The organism is Oleiphilus sp. HI0067 (assembly GCF_001635735.1).
Map to the genome: position 1 here is coordinate 1 of NZ_LWFI01001059.1, position 1697 is coordinate 1697.

The following is a 1697-nucleotide window of genomic DNA, read 5'->3' on the forward strand; positions in this document are numbered from 1 at the left end:
CAGATGTCTTACTGGGGTGCTCAGGTAATTGTTAACCTCTTTGGTGCAATTCCATACATCGGTGAAGGGTTGGCTTTGTGGATTCGTGGTGACTACCTGATTTCAGGCATTACCTTAAACCGTTTCTTTGCTCTTCACGTTGTTGCGTTACCAATCGTTATTCTTGCGTTGGTTGTGTTGCATATTCTCGCGCTTCATGAGGTTGGTTCTAATAACCCGGATGGTATCGATATTAAGAAAGACAAAGATGAAAACGGTATCCCAAAAGATGGTATTCCTTTCCATCCTTTCTACACAGTGCACGATATGGTCGGTATTGTTGTATTTTTGTTCGTATTCTGCGCGGTGGTCTTCTTCTTCCCTGAAATGGGTGGTTATTTTTTAGAGAAGCCTAATTTTGAGCCGGCGAATGCTCTTAAGACGCCTGATCACATTGCGCCTGTATGGTACTTCACGCCATTCTATGCAATCTTGCGTGCTGTTCCGGATGCGTTCTTGGGTGTTGTGGCGATGGGTGCGGCAATTGCAATTTTGTTCGTATTGCCATGGTTAGATCGTAGCCCGGTGCGTTCAATGCGTTACAAAGGCAACTTAAGTAAGATTGCTCTTGTGTTGTTTATCATTTCGTTCTGCATTCTTGGTTACTTGGGTGTTGTGGTAGCAACTCCAGGTAGAACTTTGCTTGCTCAGGTCTTGACTGTTATTTACTTCGCTTATTTCATTCTTATGCCTTGGTATACAAGTATTGAGAAAACTAAGCCTGTACCAGAAAGGGTGACAATGAAATGATTAAGCTCGTTGCTACGTTATTTTTCACAATTAGTGTGAACAGTGTATTGGCAGCTGTTGGACCGGCGGCTCCTGTTGATGATATTGATACTGATATTCGTGATCAAGAGTCTATGCAGCGTGGGATGGCGTTGTTTACTAATTACTGTTTTGGATGCCACTCGCTTGAGTACTCGCGCTATGAACGTTCTGCAAATGACTTAGGTATCCCAAAAGAGATTTTTGAAGAAAATCTACTTGAGGGCGACGCTAAGATCGGTCAATTGATGACTACCTCTATGGATAAAGATCAAGCGAAAGCTTGGTTTGGCAATCCACCGCCTGACTTGACGTTGGTGGCGCGGTTACGGGGGCCAGATTGGTTGTATAGTTACTTGCGTGGTTTTTATGCAGATCCTTCGCGTCCATATGGGGTAAATAATGTCGTATTCAAAGATGTCGGTATGCCACATGTTCTAGCAGACCTGCAGGGTATGTGTGCTGAGCCACCACTTATGGGTATTGATACTGAAGTTGATCCTCTTTCAGGTAACATCGTTAAGAGTAGTGGCTGTCAAGAATATAAGTCGGAAGGTTCTATGACGCCAGCTGAGTATGACGAAGCCATCTATGATTTGGTAAATTACCTTGAGTATGTCGGTGAGCCGTCACGGATAGAAAGTGAGCGTATGGGATTATACGTGCTTGTCTTCTTGGCGTTCTTCTTTGTGTTCGTCTACTTCTTGAATAAAGAGTACTGGCGCGATATCCACTAAGTCTATCTAAGTAGCTATAAGGCTGTTGGCAAACGCTAACGGCCTTTTTTGTTATAACGTGTGTTGAATTATGACGCGCTTTGATAAGTGTGTATAATTCTGGCAGTTTTGTATTCTATGTATCGAATTTTCGATGCGTTCTATTTATAAGGA

The 1697-nt window shown here is 43.1% G+C and carries 2 protein-coding genes; both read left to right on the forward strand.

What is annotated here, in order from left to right:
- The coding region (locus tag A3739_RS14720; protein WP_197472340.1) for a cytochrome b N-terminal domain-containing protein at nt 1-789 on the forward strand (789 nt) is incomplete at its 5' end.
- Complete coding sequence (locus A3739_RS14725; RefSeq protein ID WP_068472972.1) at nt 786-1544, forward strand: cytochrome c1; 759 nt, start codon at nt 786-788, stop codon at nt 1542-1544. The genes A3739_RS14720 and A3739_RS14725, both read left to right, overlap by 4 nt.
- The last annotated feature ends 153 nt before the right edge of the window (nt 1545-1697 follow it).